We start from the raw sequence: 17,780 nt of genomic DNA, 5'->3' as shown, positions 1-17,780 counted from the left end.
CGCCTCCGGCCTGCGGAAGCGTCAGTATGATTCCGGGTATGAGCGGAGACAGGAAGGCGCGGATCACCATCACCGTGGACCCCGACGTCCTTGAATACGCTGAGCACCTGGTGGCGACCGGCAAGGCCACCAGCGTGGCTGCCGTCTTCAACGACGCCATCGCGGAAAAGCGCATCACCGACCAGCGTGCGCTTGCCCTGCTGCGCGAACGCGCCCGGCAGGCCGACCCCGCCCGGGTGGCCCGCATGATGCGGCACGTGAACCGCCAGCTCGCCGAACACGGGTTCCCGGCGGCGCCGGGTGAGTGACTTCACACCCACGCCGTACATCCTCGACACGAGCGTGCTGGCCGACGTCGCCCGCGGGGACGCCGACCTGATCGGCCTCCTGCAGGACTTCGACCGGGCAAGGCAACCGCTCATCGTTCCCGCACTGTCAGCCGCCGGGGCGCTCCTCGACGGCCGGGGCACGCCAGACGCCCAGGCCCTGCTCGCCGGGCTGGCCGCGTTCGAGCACGCCATCGTCGCCCCGCTGGACGGCATCGCCCAATCCGTCAAGCTCGTCGACACGATGGCCGTCACCGGCCTTGACATCTACGACGCTCACGCCGCCGCCATCGCGGATGTATCGGTCTGCCCGATCCTCACCCTGCGCGGCGGCAAATGGCAGCGGCCGTCCCGCGCCCTGGACAACCCGCTGCACGTCATCGAGGTCGCCGACCCCGACGAGTAGGCAGCCGGCAGGAAGCCGACCCGGCGGTCGCCGCCGGGTCGGCCGCCTCAATCGAGTCCCGCAGGCCTCTGATCGGACGACACGAGTCACCGGGGGGCGAGGGCCTCCAGGGCCTCTTCGGCGCGGCGCATGGAGTCGCGCGGGTCGGCCTCGGGGTTGCCGATCTCCGGGTCGAAGTTGAGGTCGTGGAAGACCTCGGTCACGCCCTTGGCCGCGAGGTCCTCCACGTCCCGCCGGATCTTGTCGTAGGACCCGGTCAGCGGGCCCTCGTCCCGCGCCCGGACGCGGGTGACGCCGCGTACGACGAACCGCAGCGCGTCCGGGTCGCGGCCCGCCTGCCGGGCCGCCTCCTTCACGATCGCGATCTGCTGGTCGATCGTGCCCAGGTCGGCGCGGCTGGAGCTGATCCAGCCGTCGGCGATCCGCCCGGCCCGTTCCAGCGCCACCCGGGCGGTGCCGCCCAGCATGACGCTCGGCGGCGTGGCCGGCCTGGGGTCCTGGTGGGAGGGCGGCACCTCGTAGAACTCGCCCTTGTGCTCGACGACGTCCTCGGTCCAGAGCCGCCGCAGCAGGCCGACATACTCCTCGCCGCGCCTGCCGCGCCGCTCCATCGGCACACCGGAGGCGGTGAACTCCTCGGGCAGCCAGCCGAGCCCCAGGCCCACGTCGAGCCTGCCGCCGGACACCTCCTGCAGGGAGGCGAGCTGCTTGGCCAGCAGGACCGGGGAGACGAACGGCAGGTTGAGCACGGCCACCCCGAGGCGTACCCGCTCGGTGACGGCCGCCACGTACGCCAGCGCGACGACGGGATCGTGCACGCTCCGGTAGACCGGCCCCATCGGGTTGCCGACGGGGTAGAGCAGCCGCTGGAACGCCCAGACGCCGTGATAGCCGAGTTCGTCGGCGCGGCGCGCGATCCGCTTCATGTTCTCCGGCGTCGCCCACGAACCCGACACCGGTACGGAAAACCCAATCCTCATAACGGCACCCTAGGGTTGTCCCCCGTGATCGAGGAACTGGCGCGGCTGGCGCGCCGCGACGGGCCGGTGACGGTGCTCAAGCAGGGCCGTGTGCTCGTGGTCAGGGCCGGGGACGTCGTCGTCAAGGCCCACCCCCCGGACACCGACGAGCAGGCCCTGCGCGCCCGCCTGGAGGCGGCGGGGAACCTGCCCGGCGTCATGCTGCCCCCTCTCGGCCTCGAACGGCTCGACGGCAGGCTCGTCACGATCTGGCCGGCGGGCGAGGCGCTGACCATCGCCGACGTGGACGCGGGGACCACCCCCTGGGAGGAGGGCGGGCGGCTGCTCGCCCTGTTGCACGCCCGGCCCGCGCCTGCCGGCCTCCCGCCCGCCGGCGGGCCGTCGCGGCTGCCGCGCGCCATGGCCGATCTGGCGGCGGCCGGGGTCCCGGACCACGTGGCCGCGCCCATCCTGGCGGCGTACGCGACGCTGCCGCCCGCCCGGGACGGCGGCACGCTGACGCACGGCGACTGGCACCTCGGCCAGATCGTCCGGCACGACGGCGCGTGGCTGCTGATCGACCCCGACGACCTGGGCGGCGGCGACCACGCCTGGGACCTGGCCCGCCCGGCCGCGTGGTACGCCGCCGGCCTGCTCGACCCCCGGGACTGGGAGCGGTTCCTGACCGCCTATCTCGCCGCGGGCGGGACGGCCGTGTCCGCCGCGGATCCGTGGCGGGAACTCGACGCGCCCGCCCGGGCGTTGACCGTCCAACTGGCCGCGACGGCGGTGGCCACGGCGGCGCGGGCGGGGGAACCGCCCGACGACGCCGCCATGGCCCTGGTGTCCGCCTGTGGGAGGATCGTCGCGGCCGCGGAGGCCGAGACCTGACGTAGGGAGAGTTGTCGGATGCAGTGCCCCAAGTGCCGTGGCAACATGCGGACGTTCGACCGCAACGGCGTCCACATCGAGCAGTGCGACAACTGCCGCGGCATCTTCCTCGACTACGGCGAGCTGGAGACGCTGACCCGGATGGAGTCCCAGTGGGCCCAGCAGCACTACGCTCCCCCGCCGCCCGCGCACGGAGGCCCCGCCTGGGGTGGCGGTCACCACGGCGGCGGCCACTACGGCCACCGCCGAAACAGCTGGGTCGGCATGCTGTTCTCCAGCTGAAGCCTTTCGCGGAGGCCGCGGCCCGGATCGGGCCGCGGCCTTCCGCGTGCTCAGCGCGCGGGCTCCAGCCCTTCCGGGCCCAGCGTGAGCCGGTGGGTGATCCCGATCGACTCCAGGAACGGCAGGTCGTGGGAGACCACCACGAGCGCTCCCCGGTAGGCCGACAGCGCCTGCGCGAGCTGGCGGACGCTGGCCAGGTCGAGGTTGTTGGTCGGCTCGTCCAGCAGCAGGAGGCGCGGCGCGGGCTCGGCCAGCAGCAGCGAGGCCAGCACGGCGCGGAACCGCTCGCCGCCCGACAGCGTCCCCGCCGGCCGCTCGGCCCGCCCGCCCCGGAACAGGAACCGGGCGAGCCCGGCCCTGACGGCGTTCACCGACGCGTCGGGCGCGACCGCCCGCACGTTGTCGACCAGGCTGAGCGCGTCGTCGAGCACGTCGAGCCGCTGCGGCAGGTACCGCACCGGAACGCCTCGCCGGACCGAGCCCTCCTCCGGCGCGATGTCCCCCAGGATCGTGCGCAGCAGCGTCGTCTTGCCCGAGCCGTTCGGCCCCAGCAGGGCGACGCGCTCCGGACCACGCACGACCAGGTCGCCGATCGGCCCGGCGGCCGTGCGCAGGCCGTCCAGTTCGAGCACGGTGCGCCCGGCCGGCACTTCGGTCGCGGGCAGTTCCACCCGGATCTCGGCGTCGTCTCGCACCGCCTCCTCCGCCTCGGACAGCCGCTCGCGGGCCGCGGCCACCCTGTCCTCGTGCATGAGCCGGTGCTTGCCCGCCGACACCTGGGCCTGGCGCTTGCGCTCCTGCATGATGATCTTCGGCTCGCGCTTCTGCTCGTACATCTTGTTGCCGTAGCGCACCCGCCGGGCCAGCTTGGTCTGCGCCTCGGCCAGCTCGCGCCGCTGGCGGCGCAGGTCGCCCTCGGCCACGCGGACCATCCGCTCGGCGGCCTCCCGCTCGACCGCGAGCACCTCCTCGTACTCGCTGAGCGTGCCGCCGAAGGTACGGCGGGCGGGCAGGTCGGCGATCTGGTCCACCAGGTCGAGCAGCGTGCGGTCGTGGCTGACGACGACCAGCGTCCTCGTCCACGAGGAGACGGCGTCGTACAGGCGCCGCCGCGCGTCGAGGTCGAGGTTGTTGGTCGGCTCGTCGAGCAGCAGCACGTCGGGCTCGGCGAGGAACCGCGCCGCGAGCCCGACCATCACGGTCTCGCCGCCCGAGAGCGTCGCGACGGTCCGGTCGAGGTCGACTCCCGCGAGCCCGAGACGGGCGAGCTCGGCCCGGGCGCGCTCCTCGACGTCCCAGACCACCGCGTCGTAGTTGGCCTCGCTCAGGTCGCCCCGCTCGATCGCGTGCAGCGCCTCGCGCGCCGGGGTGATCCCCAGCAGGTCGGACACCGTACGGCTCGCGCCCAGCGGGAGGTTCTGCGGCAGGTAGCCCAGCCGTCCGGTGACCGACACCGATCCGCTCGCCGGGGTCAGCTCCCCGGCGATCAGCTTGAGCAGGGTCGACTTGCCGCTGCCGTTGACGCCGACGAGCCCGGTCCGGCCGGCGCCGAACGTGAAGTCGAGCTCCTCGAAGACGGGCGTCCCGTCGGGCCAGGAAAACGACAGATCCGTACAAACGATGGAATAAGACATTAGGCGGCTCCGGGTATCCCAAGGCGAGATGAGAACGTACGCGTGGGACACCGCGGGCACGGGCCGCGAGAGGACACCGGAGAGAGCTCCGCTGAGGTCGCTGCGCCGGACCACCGAGGGCGGCCGTGGGCGCGGTGTCGAGACCTCAGAGCTCCAAGTGACCCTCCGGGGGTGCGGCGGCAGAACGTCCGTCACGATAACGGGAGGCGGGGGACGGACGCCACCGAATTAATCCGGCGGGGGCCCGGCCCGGGCCGTAGTCCCAGGCGTCCCCGAAGGTGACAAAGGACCTACCCCGCTCCACGTGTCGCGCGTCTTGTCGCTAAGGTGAACCTGTCCTAACTTAGGTAAGGCTTACCGTCCGCCCGGAGGGCGATGTGTTCGCAAGTTATCTCATCGGCCTTCGAGAGGGTCTGGAGGCGACCCTCGTCGTCTCCATCCTGGTGGCCTTTCTCGTCAAGAGCGACCGCCGCGAGCGGCTGCCCCTGGTCTGGGCCGGTGTCGGCGTCGCCGTCGCGCTCTCGGTCGGGTTCGGGGCGCTGCTGACCTTCACCGCGGCCCATCTCGGCTCTCAGCAGCAGGAGCTCTTCGACGCGATCACGTCCCTCGCCGCGACCGTCTTCGTCACCTTCATGGTCTTCTGGATGCGCACGGCCGCCCGGAAGATGTCGGGCGAGCTGCGGCAGAAGATGGGCGAGGCCCTGGAACTCGGCGCCACCGCCGTCGTCGTGGTGGCGTTCCTGTCGGTCGCGCGCGAGGGGCTGGAGACGGCGCTGCTCTGGTTCGCCGCCGTCCAGGGCGCGACCAGCAGCGCGAGCCCGCTGATCGGCATCACGCTCGGACTGCTCACCGCGGTGGCGCTGGGCTGGGGGCTGTACCGCAGCGCCCTGCGGATCAACCTCACGAAGTTCTTCACCTGGACGGGCCTGCTGCTGATCCTGGTCGCGGCCGGGATCTTCAAGTACGGCGTGCACGACCTGCAGGAGTCGGGCCTGGTGCCCGGCCTGAACACCCACGCCTTCGACATCAGCGGCGTGCTCGACCCCAGCGCCTGGTACTCCACGCTGCTGAGCGGAATGTTCAACATCACCCCGCAGCCCAGCGTCCTGGAAGCCGTCGCCTGGGTGGTCTACCTGGTGCCCGTCCTGATCCTGTTCCTGCGGCGGCCCTCGGCGAAGGCGCCCGCCAGCCCTGCCCCCCAATCCGCCCAGCCCGCTTCCTGACCGGAGTCGACCCAATGCGCACCCCCATCGTCCTGGCCACCGCGGCACTGGCCCTCGCCGGTCTCACCGCCTGCTCGTCCACGGAATCGGGCTCCGGCGGCACGACCGAGGCGACCGCCGCCGGCGACGGGAAGATCGCCGTGGCCGCCACCGACACCGAGTGCAAGGTGGCGAAGTCCGATCTGGCCGCCGGCACCTCGACCTTCTCGATCACCAACAACGGCTCGAAGGTGACCGAGTTCTACGTGTACGCGGCGGGCGACCGCATCATGGGCGAGGTCGAGAACATCGTCCCCGGGCTGACCCGCGATGTGGTGATGGAGCTGCCGGCGGGCATGTACGAGACCGCCTGCAAGCCCGGCATGACCGGCAAGGGCATCCGCGGCGCCCTCAAGGTCAGCGGCGAGAGCAAGCCGCTGACCAGCGACGCGAAGCTCGCCGAGGCCGTGGCCAGCTACAAGCGCTACATCAAGAGCCAGTCGGACACGCTGCTCGGCAAGACCAAGGAGTTCACCGAGGCGGTCAAGGCCGGCGAGGTGGACAAGGCCAAGGAGCTCTACCCGATCGCCCGTACGTACTGGGAGCGGATCGAGCCGGTGGCCGAGGTCTTCGGCGACCTGGACCCGGCCATCGACGCCCGCGAGAACGACGTGGCGGACGGCGAGGAGTGGACCGGCTACCACCGCCTCGAGAAGGACCTGTGGGTCAAGAAGGACGTCAAGGGCGACGGCCCGATCGCCGACAAGCTCATGACCGACGTGACCACGATCGTGGAGAAGTCCGCGGCGCTGGAGCTGTCTCCCGTGCAGCTCGCCAACGGCGCCAAGGGCCTGCTCGACGAGGTCGCCACCGGCAAGATCACCGGCGAGGAGGACCGCTACTCGCACACCGACCTGTGGGACTTCGACGCCAACCTGCAGGGCTCGAAGGCCGCCGTCCAGGCGCTGCGCCCGGTGCTCGAGGAGCGCGACCCCGACCTCGTGAAGACGCTCGACGCGAAGTTCGCCGACGCCGAGACCACGCTCGGCGCGCACCGCAGCGGCGACGGGTGGAAGCTCCACACCGAGCTGTCCAAGGACGACCTGAAGGCGCTGTCGGACGCGATCAACGCCCTGGCCGAGCCGATCAGCAAGGTGGCCTCGGTGGTGGCCCGGTGACCCGGAGAAGCACAGCGAGCGGAGGCATCAGCCGCAGACGCCTGTTCGGGCTCGGCGCGGCCGGTGTGGCCGCCGTCGGGGCCGGGGCGGTCGCCGGCCGGTCCGTGATCCAGGAGCCGGTCGCCCATGCCGCGTCCTCCTCCGACCCCGTGACCTTCTACGGCCCGCACCAGGCGGGCATCACCACTCCCGCCCAGGACCGGCTGCACTTCGTGGCGTTCGACGTCATCACGAAGAAGAAGGCCGAGCTGGTGGAGCTGCTCCAGGAGTGGACCGCCGCCGCGGCCCGGATGACCCAGGGCAAGGACGCCGGCACCTTCGGCGCCGTCGGCGGGTCGCCCGAGGCGCCGCCGGACGACACCGGCGAGGCGCTCGGCCTGCCCGCCTCCGGGCTGACGCTGACCATCGGCTTCGGCCCGTCGCTGTTCGACGAGCGGTTCGGCCTCGCCGACCGCAGGCCGCCCGCGCTGGCCGACCTGCCCGCCTTCCCCGGTGAGGACCTGCAGCCCGAGATCTCGGGCGGGGACATCTGCGTGCAGGCGTGCGCGCACGACCCTCAGGTGGCGGTGCACGCCATCCGCAACCTCGCCAGGATCGGCTTCGGCAAGGTCTCCGTCCGCTACTCGCAGCTCGGTTTCGGGCGCACCTCGTCCACCTCACGGTCGCAGGCGACACCGCGCAACCTCATGGGCTTCAAGGACGGCACCAACAACCTGAAGCTCGAGGACACGGCCATGCTGCGCGACCACCTGTGGGCCGCGCCCGGCGACGGCCCGGCCTGGATGGACGGCGGCACCTACCTGGTCACCCGCAAGATCCGGATGCACATCGAGACCTGGGACCGCGCCCCGCTGTCGGAGCAGGAGGCCATCTTCGGCCGCGACAAGGGCGAGGGCGCGCCGCTCACCGGGCACAAGGAGTTCGACGCGCCGGACTTCGCCAAGAAGGGCCCGGACGGGCAGCCCGTGATCGCCGGCAACGCCCACGTACGGCTCGCGCACCCCGACGCCCACGGCGGCGCGCGGCTGCTGCGGCGCGGCTACAACTTCGTGGACGGCTCCGACGGCCTCGGGCGGCTCGACGCCGGCCTGTTCTTCATCGCCTACCAGCGCGACCCGCGCAAGCAGTTCGTCCCCATCCAGCGGATGCTGTCGCAGAAGGACTCGCTGAACGAGTACATCAAGCACGTCTCCAGCGGCCTGTTCGCCTGCCCGCCCGGAGTGGTCGACGGCGGCGACTACTGGGGCCGCACGCTGTTCGCCTGACAAACGGGATGTGTATAGTCCCGGTTGTGCGGATGGGCGAGGGCGTCGAGTGGGGACTGCACTGCTGCGTGACCCTGGGCTGGCTCGACGACCAGGCCCCCGTGCCGATCCGCCGGCTGGCCGCCTGGTTCGACCTGCCGCAGGAGTACCTCAAGAAGCGGCTGCAACCGCTCGCCCGCGCCGGCATCCTCACCTCCAGCCCCGGCGTCCGGGGCGGCTGGTCACTCGCCCGCCCACCCGAACGGATCACGGTGATGGAGGTGGTCACCGCCGTGGAGGGGCCGCTCGAGGCGTTCCGCTGCACGGAGATCCGCAAGCGCGGAGTGAGCGGGCGTGACGCCGGCCCCGAATTCGACCGGCCCTGCGGTATCTCGAGCCTCATGCGCCAGGCCGAGCTGGCCTGGCGGCGCGAACTGGCCGGCCGTACGATCGCCGACCTGATGAACCAGGCCCCCGCGAGCGCGGCGCGCACCCGCCGCGACTACGGCCGCATGACGGACTGATTCCCCTGCCCCGGCACCCCCGCCCGGGGCCGCGCACGAAAGGAACCGGGATGTTGAATGTCCCGATTGAACGCGAAGCCGCGCCGCGCGGGCTCGGCTCGACCCTCGTCCTGGCCCTCGGGACGTTCGCCGTCGGGACCGACGCGTACGTGGTGGCGGGGTTCCTGCCCACGATGGCGCACTCGCTGCACGTGACGGAGAGCGCCGCGGGGCAGTCGGCGACGGCGTTCGCCATCGCCTACGCCGTGCTGTCGCCGGTCCTGGCCACCGCGCTGGCCCGGATGCCGCGCCGCGCCCTGCTGGTCGGCGCCCTGACCGTGCTCGCCCTCGCCAACCTCGCCTCGGCGCTGGCCCCGGACTTCGGCGCGCTGATCGTCACACGTGTGGTGGCCGCGTCCGGCGCCGCGGCGTTCACGCCGAACGCCGGCGCGGTGGCCGCGTCGCTGGTCGCGCCCGCGCAGCGTGGCCGGGCGCTGGCCGTCGTGGTCGGCGGCCTGACCGTCGCCACCGCCCTCGGCGTGCCCCTCGGCAACCTGGCCGGGAAGATGCTCGACTGGCGGGCGGCGCTCGGCCTGGTCGCGGTGCTGTGCGCGGTCTGCGCGGCCGGCGTGCGCGCCGCGATGCCGGCGTTGCCCGGAGGTCCGCGTGTCCCGCTGCGGGAACGGCTGGCGGCGCTGCGGCGGCCGGGAGTGGTCGCGGTGCTGCCGCTGACCACGCTCGGGCTCGCCGCCGGGTACGGGCTGTACGCCTTCGCCGTTCCCGTGATGCGCGCGCTCGGGGCCGGGGCGTCCGCGGAGACCTGGCTGCTGTTCCTGTACGGCGTCGGCGCGGTCGCGGGCACCCTCGTGTCGGGCGCCATGGTGGACCGGCACGGGCCCATTCCCGTGCAGGCCGTGGGGTTCGCCCTGCTCACCGTGACGCTGGCCGTCTCCGCCTGGGCGGCCGGGGCGGGCACGCACTGGCTGCCGCTGACCGCCGTGCTGATGGCGGCGTGGGGCGCGGCGACCTGGTTCCAGACCCCGGCCCAGCAGATCCGCCTGATCAACGCGGCACCCCGGCAGACCGCCGTGGTCGTCGGGCTGAACTCCTCGGCGTTGTACGCGGGCATCGGCCTCGGCACCGCGCTGGGCGGCGCCCTGCTCGCGGTCGGCCCCTCCGTGGCGCTCGCCGTCTGTGCGGGACTGGCCCTGATGTGCCTGCCCTACCTCGGCGTCACCCGCCGCCATCGCTGATCACAGCCGCGACTCGTACACGGCCCTGGCCTTCTCGATCAGGTCGAGGTGGTCGCGGAGCTGGGCCCGGGTCCGCAGGCGGGCCCTGGCCCTGACCAGCTCGTCGAGCAGATCCAGCCACCGCAGGCACCAGTGCACGTCCTCCTCCCTGGCCACGTGCCGTCCGCGCACGTCCAGGTAGACCGGGCTGGTGTGGGCGTACGCCCGCCCGCGCGGGGACCGCGGATGGGGGCCGCCGCGGACCACGGCGACCACGTAGTCGGCATCGCCCACGGGCAGCGACGCGCCGATCTCGGGGCCCGGCCCCTCGGCGAGCACGCCGGCGGCGGTCCTGATCTCGATGTGCTCCACCTCGGCCCCGACAGCCCGCGCCCGGACCGCCACCGTCTCGCCGCCGTCCAGGTCGAGCGTCTCCCCCGGCCCCAGGCCGTTCACCGTCAGTTCGAGCCAGGGGCCGGTGGTGGCGAACGTCCGGCCCCGCCGTACGGCCTCGGCGAACGACTCGGCGCTCAGCGGCCCGTCCACCCGGGCGTAGACACGCTCCCAGCCCGGCGGGCTGGAGACCGTGTCCTGGCGGGTGAACGACAGCATGGTGTCGGTCCCGGCGAGCGCGGCGAGCCGGTTGCCCGCGCCGACCAGCCTCCGGTAGACCTCGGCGGTGCCGGGCACGGGCGACAGGTCGCTGAAATGCAGCACCTCCACTCCGTCCACCAGGCCGAGCGCGGCGTCCACGACCAGGGCGCGGCCGGTGCAGTTCCTGGTTCCCTCGCCCACGACGTCCTCGGGGGAGGAGATCGGGCCGTGGAAGGGATGCGCGTACCCGAGCACGGCCCGCGGCTCCCGCAGGTCGCCGCAGATCGCGGCGTTGGGCGGCCAGTCGGCGTCGGCGCCGAAGCCCGTGTGGTAGACGGCGGGCGGTACGGCCACCCCGAAGACGTGGACGTGCCCGAACAGGTCGTTGCGATACTCCACGCCCATCCGGGCCACGTGCCCGGCGTCCGACCACGGCAGGTCGCGCCCGGCCCAGTGCTGGAGCGCCTCCCGGTCGTAGACGCGCTCTCCCGCGATGTTGCCCGCGACGAGGTTGAGCACGTGCAGGTCCTCGCCGAGCTGCGCGGCGGCCGCCGCCGCCGGGGCGGCGACCAGGTCACCCGCCCAGTTCATGTGGACGTGCAGGTCCGCGCCGTACCAGCCGAGGGCGGCCGCGTCGTACAGCCGCTGCGGCGCGAGCCCGACCAGGGTCTCCTCCCCCGTCCTGGGGACGACCGTCGTCTCGGCGACGCCGTACTCCATGCCGCGCGTGACCCGGATCGTCACCGGCTCGGCGGGCACGGCCAGCACGACGTCGTCGCCGTGGAAGAACGGCACGTCGTCGTTGTCACGCCGTTCCGGCACGCCCTCCGGATACCACCCGTGGCCGCCCGGCGAGGTGACGCTCCACCGGCACGGGAAGCCGGCGCGCAACCGCAGCCGCGCGGCCGGCGCGGGCCGGGCCAGCCCGGACAGGTCCACCGCCGCGCCGTCCACGGTGAGGATGGTCGCGGTCGTCACGTCGAGGAGCCTGGCCCCGCCCGCCGCGATGCCGTACGGCACGCCGTCGGCGGTCACCTCCACCGGGTACGGCAGCGCGGAGTCGACCAGCAGGGTCACGGTCACCGGCCCCGGCGACAGCAGCGGCCGGGCCGGGCCGTGCTCCAGGCTGTGTTCCAGGCTGTGGCCGTCCGTGGTCAGCCGCAGCGCGACCAGGCCCCGGGGGACCTCGCCGTCCAGGACGTCACGGAACTCCGCGTCGAGATCGGGCCGGACGCTCATCCGGTCGGCCTCCTCGGGAAACCGGAGGAACGGCATCATCCGGACGTATCCCAGCGGGGCCTCTCCCCAGGTCATGCCGTGCGCGGACAGCAGCGCCCGGTAGTCCCGCAGCGCGCGCTCCACCTGCGGCGGCATCATCGGATCGTGGTTCATCGCACCTCCCCGTAATCGAAAGCGGGCACATCGTGGCACGGTTTCGGCCGGGGAAAACGTGCAACAGTGCATTCCCGGTTACAGGGGTAGCGATCTTTCTCACTCGGGAGGAAAGGTGATCTCCCGAGTGTCAATCGCGCCCTCGGCGGGCAGGAAGGCCGCCAGGATCCGGTCGGCCGCCAGCGCCGGGGTGAGGGTGCCGTCCAGGACCTGCCGTTCGATCTCGGGGGCGATCCCCGCGGTCGTGTCGCGGAGCATGGCCAGCAGCCGGTCGCGCACCAGCGCCCACGTCCATTCGACCTGCTGGCGGCTGCGCCTGGCGGCGAGGTCGGCGCCCTCCTGGTGGCGCACGACGTGCCGCCACAGCTCCTCCAGCCCGGCGCCCGTGAGGCCGCTGCAGGTGAGCACGGGCGTGGCCGCGCGCAGCAGCCGCAGCGCCCCGGACAGCTCGCGCGCCGCCTTGCGCGCGGCCGTCTCGTGCTCGCCGTCGGCCTTGTTGACCGCGATGACGTCGGCCAGCTCCAGCACGCCCTTCTTGATCCCCTGGAGCTGGTCTCCGGTGCGGGCGAGGGTGAGCAGGAGGAACGTGTCGACCATGTCGGCGACCGCGGTCTCCGACTGGCCGACCCCGACCGTCTCGACGAGCACGATGTCGTAGCCCGCCGCCTCCACGACGACGATGGCCTCCCGGGTCGCCTTCGCCACGCCGCCGAGCGTCCCGGCTGTGGGGGACGGCCGGATGAAGGCGTTCGGATCGGCCGACAATCCGGCCATCCGGGTCTTGTCCCCCAGGATGCTGCCGCCCGAGCGCCGCGACGAGGGGTCCACGGCCAGCACGGCCACCCGGTGGCCCTGCCCGGTGAGATAAGTGCCGAGAGCCTCGATGAAGGTCGACTTGCCGACTCCGGGCACCCCGGACACGCCCACCCTGCGGGCCTTGCCGGAGTGCGGGGTGAGCTCGACCAGCAGCCGCTGCGCCATCTCCCGGTGATCGGCCCTGGTCGACTCCACCAGCGTGATCGCCCGGGCGGTCCACCGCCGGTCGCCGGACAGCACGCCCTCGGCGTAGTCCTCGACCGCCGGTGCGGTCACCGGTGACCCAGCCGGGCGGACAGCTCGCGCAGCAGCTCCAGGGCCGCGTCGGCGATCACCGTGCCGGGCAGGAAGATCGCCGAGGCGCCCGCGGCCCGCAGCTCCGCGACGTCGCCCGGCGGGATCACGCCGCCGACCACGATCATGATGTCCTCCGCGCCCAGGTCGGCGAGCGCCCGCCGCAGCGCGGGCACCAGCGTCAGGTGCCCGGCCGCCAGCGAGGAGACCCCCACCACGTGCACGTCGGCCTCGACGGCCTGCCGCGCGACCTCCTCGGGCGTCTGGAACAGCGGGCCGACGTCGACGTCGAAGCCGAGGTCGGCGAAGCCGCTCGCGATCACCTTCTGGCCCCGGTCGTGGCCGTCCTGGCCCATCTTCGCGACAAGGATCCGGGGCCGGCGGCCCTCGGCCTTGTCGAACTGCGCGCACGCCTCGCGGACCCGGTCCGCGGCGTCGCCCACCTCCGCGCGGTACACGCCCGATATCGTACGGATCTGCGCGGAGTGCCGGCCGAAGACCTTCTCCAGCGCGTCGGAGATCTCCCCGACCGTCGCCTTGGCCCGGGCGGCGTTCACGGCGAGGTCCAGCAGGTTCTCCCCGCCGGCCGCGCCCTTCGTCAGCGCCTCCAGCGCCCCGGCCACGGCATCGGCCGAACGCTCCTCGCGCAGCCTGCGGAGCTTGTCGATCTGCTGGTTGCGCACGGCGGTGTTGTCGACCTTGAGCACCTCGATCGGCTCGTCCGCCTCGGGGCGGTACTTGTTCACGCCGATCACCGGCTGCCTCCCGGAGTCGATGCGGGCCTGGGTGCGGGCCGCCGCCTCCTCGATGCGCATCTTGGGCAGCCCTTGGTCGATGGCCTGCGCCATGCCGCCGGCTCGCTCGACCTCCTGGATGTGACCCCAGGCCGCCCGCGCCAGCTCCCTGGTCAGCCGCTCGACGTAGTAGGAGCCGCCCCACGGGTCGATCACCCGCGTCGTTCCCGACTCCTGCTGGAGCAGCAGCTGGGTGTTGCGGGCGATCCGCGCCGAGAAGTCGGTCGGCAGCGCGAGCGCCTCGTCCAGGGCGTTGGTGTGCAGCGACTGCGTGTGGCCCTGCGTGGCCGCCATCGCCTCGACGCAGGTCCGTACGACGTTGTTGAACACGTCCTGCGCGGTCAGCGACCAGCCGGAGGTCTGGCTGTGCGTGCGCAGCGACAGCGACTTGGGGTTGGCCGGGCCGAAGCCCTTCACCAAACGGGCCCACAGCAGCCGGGCGGCGCGGAGCTTGGCGACCTCCATGAAGAAGTTCATGCCGATGCACCAGAAGAACGACAGGCGCGGCGCGAACTCGTCGATGCCCAGCCCCGCCTGGACGCCCGCGCGCAGGTACTCCACCCCGTCGGCCAGCGTGTAGGCGAGCTCCAGGTCGCAGGTCGCCCCGGCCTCCTGGATGTGGTAGCCGGAGATCGAGATGGAGTTGAACTTCGGCATCTTCTTGGAGGTGTACTCGAAGATGTCGGAGATGATCCGCATCGACGGGCCCGGCGGGTAGATGTAGGTGTTGCGGACCATGAACTCCTTGAGGATGTCGTTCTGGATGGTCCCCGCCAGTTTGTCGGGCGTGACGCCCTGCTCCTCGGCCGCGACGATGTAGAGCGCCAGGATCGGCAGCACCGCGCCGTTCATGGTCATCGACACGCTCATCCGGTCGAGCGGGATCCCGTCGAACAGCTGCCGCATGTCGTAGATCGAGTCGATTGCCACACCGGCCATGCCGACGTCGCCGGCGACGCGGGGATGGTCGGAGTCGTAGCCCCGGTGGGTCGCGAGGTCGAAGGCGACCGACAGGCCCTTCTGCCCGGCCGCGAGGTTCCGCCGGTAGAACGCGTTGGACTCCTCCGCCGTGGAGAACCCGGCGTACTGCCGGATGGTCCACGGCTGGGTGACGTACATCGTCGGGTAGGGGCCGCGCAGGAAGGGCGCGATGCCCGGGTAGGTCACGAGGGACGGACCGTCCGCGAGATCGGCCGCCGTGTAGAACGGCTTGACCGCGATGCCCTCGGGAGTCTCCCACACCGCGTCACCGGGGTGGACGTCCGGCGACGCGGCGCTCGACCCCAGGTCAATTTCCGAGAAATCCGGAATCATCGGTCCACTCCCAGGTCGTCGAACGTCGTGCGCAGCACCTCGAGCGCGTCGCATCCCGAGTACAAGGTGGCGTCCACCCCCTCATACTCCCCCTTTCCGGCCAGCCAGACCCTGCGCGCCCCGGCCTCCCGCAGCGCCGCCGCGACGGCCGCCGCGTGCTCGCCGTACAGCCGGTCGCTGGAGCACAGGCAGGCCACGGGGGTGCCGCAGTCGCGGAAGGCCGCGGCGATCGCGGCCGGGTCGGTGCCGGGGCCGCCGGCGACGGTCGCCACGCCGCCCGCCGCGAACAGGTTGGCGGCGAACGCCGCCCTCGCGGTGTGCGCGGCGACCGGCCCGATCGTGGCGAGGAACACCGTAGGCCGGCTCGGCTGGGCGTCGGCGAGATCGCGCAGCGCCTCGAACTCCTCGGCGTAGCGCACCACCGGCAGCCCCTCACCGGAGGCGACGGCGAGTCCGGGGCCGGGCCGCCTGAACACCGGCCTCTCCTTCAGGTCGGGGAACTCGCTGACCCCGGTGACCGGGTCGCGCCGGTGGGCGAGGTTGTCCGCGCGCCTGGCCCTGGTCGCCGCCAGCCGCTCGGGGATCAGCCGATCCAGCGCGGCCGCCATGCCGCCGGCCCGCTCGATCTCCTGGAACCACTCCCAGGCCCGGGCGGCGAGGTCGTCGGTGAGCCGCTCCACGTACCACGAGCCGCCGGCCGGGTCGGCCACCCGGGCGACGTTGGCCTCCTCCACCAGCAGCGACTGGGTGTTGCGCGCGATGCGCCGCGCGAACGCGTCGGGCAGCCCGAGGCAGGCGTCGAACGGCTGGACGGTCACCGCGTCCGCCCCGCCCACCCCGGCCGCGAAGCAGGCGAGGGTCGTGCGGAGCATGTTTACCCACGGGTCGCGGACGGTCATCATCGCCGAGGAGGTGACCGCGTGCTGGAACTGGGCGCCGGGTCCACCGGCCACCTCGGCGACCCGCGCCCACATCCGCCGGGCGGCCCGGAGCTTGGCGATGGTGAGGAACTGGTCGGCGGTCGCGGCGTACCGGAACTCGAGCTGCCCGAACGCCTGCTCGACCGTGAGGCCCGCGTCGGTCAGCGCCCGCAGGTAGGCGACGCCGGTCGCGATCGAACAGCCCAGCTCCTCGGCGTCGGCGCCGCCCGCGTCGTGGTACGGCAGGGCGTCGACGGTGATCGCCCGCAGGCCGGGGTGATCCGCGGCGCAGCGGCGGGCCAGTCCGGCGGCGGCACCGGTGTCCACGCCTGCACCGGTGCGGGCGGCCAGCCCTATCGGGTCGGCGCCCAGGTTGCCCCCGGGCAGCGGGACTCCGTCGGCCAGGCGCAGGAACGCCTCCGCCGCCTCCGCCGTACGCGGGCCGGCGTCGAGGACGACCGGGGCGAGGTCGAGCAGGACGCCGTCCAGCACGGCCGGCAGCGCGGCCGGGTCGATCGCGTTCAGGTCGAGCCACAGGGACGTGACGCCGTTCTCCAGATCGGCGTGGATCGCCTCCCGGGCCGCGGCCGGATCGGGGTCGGCGTGCCGCTGGCGCACGTCCCAGGGGCCGGGGCCGCGCACCACGCGGGGCGCCCGCGGCAGGTCGGCGGCGTCGTACAGCGGGGCCACGCTGACATCGTCGTAGGTCGTGGTGGCCAGGGCGTCCTCGACCGCGTCCGGCGGGCCGTCCCACCCGGATCTGCGCAGCACGCCGGCCGCGAGCGCTCGCCACTGCTCGCGCGTGGCCTGCGGGAACCCCGCTGCGGGATCGGCGAGATCGTCGAGTTCAACAGGCGGCACCGTCATGCACCGGATGCTAGATGCACCGGCACGGTTCAGGGGGCCCGGGGTCCCGGTCTGTGGACAACGCTGCCCGATCGGCTACTCGCGCGCGAAGGCGGCGTTCCAGGTGTCGGGGCCGACGACGCCGTCCACGTCGAGGTGCCGGTCCTTTTGGAACCTGCGGCACACCTCCTGGGAGTCCGGCCCGTACGCGCCGTCGACGGCGACGTCGTAGCCGAGCTCCTTCATCCGGGCCTGCCAGGCGCGCACGTCGTCGCCGCGCATCACGGGCGGATACCTGAGCAGACGGCCGGGCCACTCCTGCGACGGCTCCGGCTCGGGCTCCGGCTGGGTGGTGCCGGGGCGCGGCGCGCCCTTCCTGACCCAGGCGTACAGCGCGTCGCCCGGGCAGTCGGTGGAGTAGCCGTCGCGGTGACCCTTGATCTCCTTGCCCGCGCCGCCCTTGGCGCGCAGGTATCCGACCGCGTCCAGAATCGCGTGCAGGATGCCGTCGGTCGGCTGGACCAGCCCGGCGTTGCCGACGAGAGCGAGCACGGCGTAGTGGCCGGAGTTCAGGCCGGGGCCGTTGGCGGCCGGCAGGTGCCCCGGCCCACGACCGACGAAAACCTTCCGATGCGGACAGGCCACCATGGAGTAGCCGATATCGATCCAGCCGTTGCCGTCGATGTGGAAGTCCTGGATCGACTTCACCATGGCCACGCACTTGGCGTGGTCGCCGACGATGCCCGGGTCCACGCGGCCGCCGGTGTAGTGGACCTTCACGCCGCGCGTGGATGCCAGCGACGAGTACGAGCCCCTGGGAGGACGCGCGCCCCATTCAGCGCGGGACACGAGATCGATGGCCACAGTGCTCTCCGTTGCAAACCGTATGACTGGACACCGAGCGTAGCGGTAACGCCCCAGCAGGTACTGCCTTTTGCCCATATGAAACCGGT

Annotated in this window: 16 protein-coding genes; 9 read left to right on the top strand and 7 right to left on the bottom strand. The window is 72.8% G+C overall.

The window, feature by feature from the left end; all coding sequences use genetic code 11:
* Positions 1–38 precede the first annotated feature (38 nt).
* Positions 39–308, top strand: a complete 270-nt coding sequence (locus ACWEQG_RS31730; RefSeq protein WP_079314846.1) for a hypothetical protein — start codon at positions 39–41, stop codon at positions 306–308.
* Positions 301–732: a PIN domain-containing protein gene (locus ACWEQG_RS31725; protein ID WP_363462353.1), complete on the top strand. Its 432-nt coding sequence runs from the start codon at positions 301–303 to the stop codon at positions 730–732. Before ACWEQG_RS31730 ends, ACWEQG_RS31725 begins: the two co-directional genes overlap by 8 nt.
* 86 nt (positions 733–818) lie before the next feature.
* Here ACWEQG_RS31725 and ACWEQG_RS31720 read toward each other — a convergent pair whose 3' ends face one another.
* Positions 819–1,712 (bottom strand): TIGR03619 family F420-dependent LLM class oxidoreductase, encoded by an 894-nt coding sequence (locus tag ACWEQG_RS31720; protein WP_452290359.1) that lies wholly within the window; start codon positions 1,710–1,712, stop codon positions 819–821.
* A 24-nt stretch (positions 1,713–1,736) separates the two neighbouring features.
* Here ACWEQG_RS31720 and ACWEQG_RS31715 point away from each other — a divergent pair, with 24 nt between their 5' ends.
* A complete protein-coding gene (locus ACWEQG_RS31715; protein WP_452290357.1) occupies positions 1,737–2,582 on the top strand; it encodes a phosphotransferase family protein in 846 nt (281 codons plus the stop codon).
* 18 nt (positions 2,583–2,600) lie between these two features.
* Positions 2,601–2,864: a TFIIB-type zinc ribbon-containing protein gene (locus ACWEQG_RS31710; RefSeq protein ID WP_363462350.1), complete on the top strand. Its 264-nt coding sequence runs from the start codon at positions 2,601–2,603 to the stop codon at positions 2,862–2,864.
* A 50-nt stretch (positions 2,865–2,914) separates the two neighbouring features.
* On the opposite strand, the gene ACWEQG_RS31705 is transcribed toward ACWEQG_RS31710, so the two are convergent.
* Positions 2,915–4,498: an ABC-F family ATP-binding cassette domain-containing protein gene (locus ACWEQG_RS31705; RefSeq protein WP_452290355.1), complete on the bottom strand. Its 1,584-nt coding sequence runs from the start codon at positions 4,496–4,498 to the stop codon at positions 2,915–2,917.
* 377 nt (positions 4,499–4,875) lie between these two features.
* On the opposite strand from ACWEQG_RS31705, the gene efeU reads away from it, so the two are divergent.
* From efeU to ACWEQG_RS31680, 5 genes are read left to right on the top strand one after another with little or no spacing between them, the layout of a single operon-like run.
* The gene (efeU, locus tag ACWEQG_RS31700; protein WP_452290353.1) at positions 4,876–5,721 is read left to right on the top strand and encodes an iron uptake transporter permease EfeU; all 846 of its coding nucleotides are present in this window, start codon (positions 4,876–4,878) and stop codon (positions 5,719–5,721) included.
* 14 nt (positions 5,722–5,735) lie between these two features.
* A complete protein-coding gene (gene efeO, locus ACWEQG_RS31695) occupies positions 5,736–6,878 on the top strand; it encodes an iron uptake system protein EfeO (protein WP_452290351.1) in 1,143 nt (380 codons plus the stop codon).
* Positions 6,875–8,143, top strand: coding sequence for an iron uptake transporter deferrochelatase/peroxidase subunit (efeB, locus tag ACWEQG_RS31690; protein WP_452290349.1), 1,269 nt, complete (start codon positions 6,875–6,877; stop codon positions 8,141–8,143). The genes efeO and efeB overlap by 4 nt, the downstream gene beginning before the upstream one ends.
* 32 nt (positions 8,144–8,175) lie before the next feature.
* Complete coding sequence (locus ACWEQG_RS31685) at positions 8,176–8,646, top strand: RrF2 family transcriptional regulator (RefSeq protein ID WP_452290614.1); 471 nt, start codon at positions 8,176–8,178, stop codon at positions 8,644–8,646.
* Between the two features lie 50 nt (positions 8,647–8,696).
* Entirely contained in the window at positions 8,697–9,878 is a 1,182-nt protein-coding gene (locus ACWEQG_RS31680; protein ID WP_452290347.1) for an MFS transporter, read from the top strand.
* On the opposite strand, the gene ACWEQG_RS31675 is transcribed toward ACWEQG_RS31680, so the two are convergent.
* The 5 genes from ACWEQG_RS31675 to ACWEQG_RS31655 form a co-directional block, all read right to left on the bottom strand.
* Positions 9,879–11,843 (bottom strand): CehA/McbA family metallohydrolase, encoded by a 1,965-nt coding sequence (locus ACWEQG_RS31675; RefSeq protein ID WP_452290345.1) that lies wholly within the window; start codon positions 11,841–11,843, stop codon positions 9,879–9,881.
* Positions 11,844–11,942: 99 nt separating this feature from the next.
* Positions 11,943–12,935 (bottom strand): methylmalonyl Co-A mutase-associated GTPase MeaB, encoded by a 993-nt coding sequence (meaB, locus tag ACWEQG_RS31670; RefSeq protein WP_452290343.1) that lies wholly within the window; start codon positions 12,933–12,935, stop codon positions 11,943–11,945.
* The gene (gene scpA / locus ACWEQG_RS31665; protein ID WP_452290341.1) at positions 12,932–15,061 is read right to left on the bottom strand and encodes a methylmalonyl-CoA mutase; all 2,130 of its coding nucleotides are present in this window, start codon (positions 15,059–15,061) and stop codon (positions 12,932–12,934) included. The genes meaB and scpA overlap by 4 nt, the downstream gene beginning before the upstream one ends.
* Positions 15,058–16,848 carry a methylmalonyl-CoA mutase subunit beta gene (locus ACWEQG_RS31660; RefSeq protein ID WP_452290339.1) on the bottom strand — a complete coding sequence of 597 codons (1,791 nt, stop codon included), beginning with the start codon at positions 16,846–16,848 and terminating at the stop codon, positions 15,058–15,060. The genes scpA and ACWEQG_RS31660 overlap by 4 nt, the downstream gene beginning before the upstream one ends.
* 75 nt (positions 16,849–16,923) lie before the next feature.
* On the bottom strand, positions 16,924–17,691 hold the full coding sequence (locus tag ACWEQG_RS31655) for a peptidoglycan recognition protein family protein (protein WP_452290337.1): 768 nt from the start codon (positions 17,689–17,691) through the stop codon (positions 16,924–16,926).
* Positions 17,692–17,780 lie beyond the last annotated feature (89 nt).

The sequence above is a fragment of the Microbispora sp. NPDC004025 genome (assembly GCF_053604425.1).
The sequence above is the reverse complement of the archived record's forward strand: the minus strand, read 5'-3'. Positions and strand labels throughout refer to the sequence as shown.

Bases quoted from the DNA above. Each gene is read 5' to 3' on its own strand.
- ACWEQG_RS31730 (WP_079314846.1), top strand. From the start codon at position 39: ATGAGCGGAGACAGGAAGGCGCGGATCACCATCACCGTGGACCCCGAC.
- ACWEQG_RS31720 (WP_452290359.1), bottom strand. From the start codon at position 1,712: ATGAGGATTGGGTTTTCCGTACCGGTGTCGGGTTCGTGGGCGACGCCG.
- ACWEQG_RS31710 (WP_363462350.1), top strand. From the start codon at position 2,601: ATGCAGTGCCCCAAGTGCCGTGGCAACATGCGGACGTTCGACCGCAAC.
- ACWEQG_RS31705 (WP_452290355.1), bottom strand. From the start codon at position 4,498: ATGTCTTATTCCATCGTTTGTACGGATCTGTCGTTTTCCTGGCCCGAC.
- efeO (WP_452290351.1), top strand. From the start codon at position 5,736: ATGCGCACCCCCATCGTCCTGGCCACCGCGGCACTGGCCCTCGCCGGT.
- ACWEQG_RS31685 (WP_452290614.1), top strand. From the start codon at position 8,176: ATGGGCGAGGGCGTCGAGTGGGGACTGCACTGCTGCGTGACCCTGGGC.
- ACWEQG_RS31680 (WP_452290347.1), top strand. From the start codon at position 8,697: ATGTTGAATGTCCCGATTGAACGCGAAGCCGCGCCGCGCGGGCTCGGC.
- ACWEQG_RS31675 (WP_452290345.1), bottom strand. From the start codon at position 11,843: ATGAACCACGATCCGATGATGCCGCCGCAGGTGGAGCGCGCGCTGCGG.
- scpA (WP_452290341.1), bottom strand. From the start codon at position 15,061: ATGATTCCGGATTTCTCGGAAATTGACCTGGGGTCGAGCGCCGCGTCG.
- ACWEQG_RS31660 (WP_452290339.1), bottom strand. From the start codon at position 16,848: ATGACGGTGCCGCCTGTTGAACTCGACGATCTCGCCGATCCCGCAGCG.